This window comes from Leptolyngbya boryana PCC 6306 (assembly GCF_000353285.1).
GTDB classification, from domain to species: Bacteria; Cyanobacteriota; Cyanobacteriia; order Leptolyngbyales; family Leptolyngbyaceae; genus Leptolyngbya; species Leptolyngbya boryana.
Genome location: NZ_KB731325.1, coordinates 516,528 through 520,569, shown reverse-complemented (window position 1 = coordinate 520,569; position 4,042 = coordinate 516,528). Strand labels below are relative to the sequence as shown.

Here is a 4,042-nt window from a genome sequence, read left to right as displayed (position 1 = left end):
GCTTTTTGATTCCAAGATTTATCTGTAGGCGGACCATTCATAATCAGCGCAAATCGACCTGCTATCCCTTCATTAGAAGCGGTTGAAGCTGGACTGACAGTTGTGCTGGTTGATTGAGAGGTTGTGGATGCAGAATTACAGCCAGACAGCGACAGGAATGGAACGGTCAGCAGCACAAGGGATTGCTGAATGACTTGGAGAGATTGCTTTGAAGTCATAAACATTGGAAGCAGGGGCTGAAGTCAAACGATTTTGCCGAAAGGCTGATTTATTATTCCCTGTGAATCAGCGTTTGTAAAGCTTGTGGTGAGCGACAAACTTGATTTGTGCTTCAAGTTGCTTTACTGTTGTGCCCACGAGATACACAACCAGTACATTAAGAGGACTCAGAACCCTTGTCTGGTATGCGGTTGACAAAGCCAATTAACCTGGGCGACACGCCAAAAATCTGTACAGAAATCTGGAGTGTGTTGGATCGGGCTGCATTTCGTTTCAAACGTTCTGCCCAAGCAAGTCGTCGATGAGCGCGTTGACTGCGAGTCAGGTAAGAGATCGCGGGTTCGATAGTTTGAATTGCTGAATTGCTCTGTTCAATCCGAGATTGGTGTCGCCTCAGGTGTTGGCGAATCTCTCGCGCAGTTGAGTCGCTGGAATGTCTGTCCAAATCAAAGCTTGAGTCCCCTGTACAGTCTGCGTCGGAGCTTGAGCAATAATTGTAATCTCAGGTTCCAATGCAACCGTCGGAACCGGAGGCAGCTTTGTTCACATCACAGAAATTTGTCTGCCATTGGTGTTCTTGGAATCATTGGACAGACAATGTTGCTTTACGGGACAGCTCGCACAAATGCGCGGATTCATACTAAACAGCATTTGCATATCGCCCCGGCGTGTATAGCGAATTTCACGGCGGTACATACGATGCCCAGCGGGACATTCCACAGATTCATCATCCGGGATTTTGAAGTCTTTGCCTGCATACTTGTGACGACTCAAAGCAGGTGAACAATCACAATCTGAAGAGCGAAGATGTCGAATCAGGGTGTAGCCATCATATTCGGGCATTCCGATACCACTAATGACCAGATCAGGTTGGTAGTGTTGTAACGCTTCTAGGGCTGCGATCGCGGATTCTGCCTCAATCACCTCTGCGCCTGCTTGTCTCAATGCAACACTGACAAAGGTTAGCATCGTTGGATCATTGTCGATCGCTAAAATTTTTAATCCAATTAGTGGCTCTGCTTCCAGCGGTCTGCTTGCTTGAGGCAGGTGGTCAGGCAGTTGATTCTCTGTCAGTAACACTGGCAATCGCACCCTAAACGTTGCACCTTGCCCTTCTCCCTCACTGTCTACCCAAACCCGCCCATTGTGCGTCAGCACAATGGTTCCTTCAGGGCTGAAAGCCCAAGTGAACTCATTCCAGCAAGAAATTGTCGTTGTCCTGATTTGATGGATTTCGATGATGTTCTAAATACTCTTGCACTAACTCCTCCGTTAAGTTCCCAGTACTCCAAGCTCCGTACCCAATCGCCCAAAAATGCTTCCCCCAATACCGCTTCTCCAATTCTGGATATTCCTGCTGTAGCAATCGTGACGTGCGACCCTTGATCCGCCTCACGAGATCACTAATAGATTTTGAGGGTGGATACTCAATGTGCATATGCACATGATCCTTACTCACCACACCCTTGAGGATCTTTACATCTTCAGCATCACAAATCTGGATAATCAATTCTCGACACCGTTTCTGAATCTCGCCTTTGAGAACTGGATATCGATACTTTGTCACCCAGACCAGATGCACTGTCAATCGGGTTACCGTATGGCTGCCTCGGCGTTGGTCACTCATGATAGTTTTTCTCTCAAACCTATCACGTTCGCCTATTTCAGCCATCGGGAGGTGTGTAGCAACTAAAGTCTCCCACTGAAGGATACTGTTGGCGAATTATGAGATCGCAGGATTAAGTGCTGCGAATCGAGAGGTGCGGGTTTGCGCTTTCGGGATTCCAGTCCACCAATACCAGAGGCGAACAACGTTCATGGCAGTCGCCGTAGCAACCTCCTGTAAGTGAGTTTTCGCCAGTCCAATATAGCGAGAGCGACGTAAGTCAAAGGCACGAGTCCCCTGAGAGATCGTGCCCTCTAGCCCTGCTCGTCGCGCATACTGCTTCTGGAACTCCAGCATGGTTTGGGCTTGCCGAGCGGCTTGCAACGCCTCGTGCTGAGCTTGAGGCAGCAAGTTGAGGGCGCGCCCCTGCCGCGATTTGGTGGTTGTACACTCAGCTCGAGTGGGACAATCCTGACAGTGTTGGTAGCTAAAGCGGACGCTGGTAGTCCTAAACAGGTAAGGATGCATTGTAGTGATGAATGAAGTACCAGATCGCTCCAATGTGATTGTCCACCTTCTTGGAGAAGGACAAGGTTTTTCGCACCAACCGAGAGATTCTTTGACGCAGGGTGCAGTTGAGTCGTTCAATCCGGTTAGTCAAACCACTCTCCTTGCCAACCGCCCGATGCCGTTTACTGGGGAAAACTGCTGCATAAGCTGCCCAGAAGTCGGTATAGCAGATGGCACATTGTCGGTAGACGGGAGGCAAAGATTGCCACAAGGCTGTGGCTCCCGCTTCTGAACGGTTTCCGATATGCACCCCCACAATTTCCCGTGTCTTTGCATCTATCGCTAACCACACCCACTGCTTGTTTCCTTTGTGGTCAACGAACGACCACAACTCGTCGCACTGGATCGTTAATCGCCCCTTTTTTTCGCGCTCACGCTCACCCGTCGTGACACAGCAGCATATTTGGCGTTCACGTAGCGTTGCAGCCATAGCTCAGAAACCCCGGTGACTCGCGCAATTCCTGCCAATGACAACCGCTCTAACAGCAACTTATCAATCAAGTCTTTAGTCGCCTAGTCAATCAGTTTGTTCTGCGGGTCTTGCACGAACTGTCGTCCACAGTCCCGACAGCGATAGTTTTGTTTGCCGTTATGGATTCTGCCATTTTTGACCGTGTGTTTTGACTCGCAACTTGGACAAGAAAGCATGACTGCGACACCAGGAGAATCTAAACATCAGCTTTCATTTTATCCTTACCTGTTTAGGACTACCCCGATTTAGTCTGGAACATTGGTATGGTTTTGCTAAACAGCGATTATATTTGACCCATCCACAGTTCACCTCGGTGCAGGCGATCGACCGCTGGAGTGCCCTGATGCCGTTGCTCAGTTGGCAGTTGTGGTGGGCCCGAGCCGAGGGTGTTGACCAACCCTTGCCCTGGCAATCGCCCTAGGACAACTTAGCTCCAGGGCGCGTCGCTCAAGCCTTCGCTAGTATTTTGGCGGTCATTGGCACTCCGGCTCCTGCCCCCAAACCCCGTGGAAAGTCTCCAGGACGAACCCAGGGTGAGCGACCGACTCCGCGTCCTCGCTATCCAATGGTCAAAAAACGAACCTCTAAACGCAAATCATCCGAGCTATCCCCGAGTTGTTCTGAGCCAGGGGTCGCTTAACTTCCAGCTTGTTGCACGCAATGCATCCGATTCAATCGCAAATCAGCGGGTAACTACTCAGGTTAAAAGATCGTAAGGAATTGTAGGCAAGTACGCAAATAACAGTAAGGTTCAAACTATTCAAAGTTGTCGTGAGGGCATCCTCTTGAGCGACCCTACTCCTAAAAATCTGGCAATGAGTCGCGACGAAATCCGAGCGATCTATGCCCAAGGCGAAGATGCAGTCATTGCTCTGGTTGAGGGGTTATTGCAACGGATTGCTGGACTAGAAGAACGGATAGAAGCTTTGGAGAATCAACATGCGAAAAATAGCCGCAATAGTAGTAAACCACCATCGGGAGATGGGTTTGCGCCGAAACCGAGAAGCCAACGGCGCAAAAGTGAGCGCTCCAGTGGGGGGCAAAGCGGGCATCCAGGAGCGACCTTAGAGTGGTCAGAAGAGGTAGATGCTGTGATGGTTCACCCGGTTGAGACTTGTGAAGTTTGTGGCATCTCGTTGAGAGCAGTCGAAGTGGAATCGTGGGAGAGTCGCCAA

At 50.0% G+C, this 4,042-nt stretch carries 5 protein-coding genes and 2 pseudogenes; 2 read left to right on the top strand and 5 right to left on the bottom strand.

Features of this window, described 5'->3' with window-relative positions:
- From LEPBO_RS43535 to LEPBO_RS42005, 5 genes and pseudogenes are all read right to left on the bottom strand, one after another.
- Positions 1–224: pseudogene (locus tag LEPBO_RS43535) on the bottom strand (BMP family protein); the annotation flags it as partial.
- A gap of 538 nt (positions 225–762) precedes the next feature.
- Positions 763–1,377 (bottom strand): response regulator, encoded by a 615-nt coding sequence (locus tag LEPBO_RS0133175; RefSeq protein WP_017291905.1) that lies wholly within the window; start codon positions 1,375–1,377, stop codon positions 763–765.
- Positions 1,378–1,411: 34 nt separating this feature from the next.
- On the bottom strand, positions 1,412–1,846 hold the full coding sequence (gene tnpA, locus LEPBO_RS0133170) for an IS200/IS605 family transposase (protein WP_017291904.1): 435 nt from the start codon (positions 1,844–1,846) through the stop codon (positions 1,412–1,414).
- A gap of 96 nt (positions 1,847–1,942) precedes the next feature.
- On the bottom strand, positions 1,943–2,353 hold the full coding sequence (locus tag LEPBO_RS0133165) for a transposase (RefSeq protein WP_017291903.1): 411 nt from the start codon (positions 2,351–2,353) through the stop codon (positions 1,943–1,945).
- Positions 2,334–3,043 (bottom strand): annotated as a pseudogene (locus LEPBO_RS42005) (IS1 family transposase). Before LEPBO_RS42005 ends, LEPBO_RS0133165 begins: the two are co-directional and overlap by 20 nt.
- A 290-nt stretch (positions 3,044–3,333) precedes the next feature.
- On the opposite strand from LEPBO_RS42005, the gene LEPBO_RS44200 reads away from it, so the two are divergent.
- Entirely contained in the window at positions 3,334–3,507 is a 174-nt protein-coding gene (locus LEPBO_RS44200) for a hypothetical protein (protein ID WP_225903990.1), read from the top strand.
- A gap of 145 nt (positions 3,508–3,652) precedes the next feature.
- Positions 3,653–4,042: DUF6444 domain-containing protein (locus tag LEPBO_RS43530; RefSeq protein WP_225903989.1), on the top strand; the 390-nt coding region annotated here is incomplete at its 3' end.

Coding starts and splice junctions, on each gene's coding strand:
- tnpA (WP_017291904.1), bottom strand. CDS start 1,846: ATGAGTGACCAACGCCGAGGCAGCCATACGGTAACCCGATTGACAGTG.
- LEPBO_RS0133165 (WP_017291903.1), bottom strand. CDS start 2,353: ATGCATCCTTACCTGTTTAGGACTACCAGCGTCCGCTTTAGCTACCAA.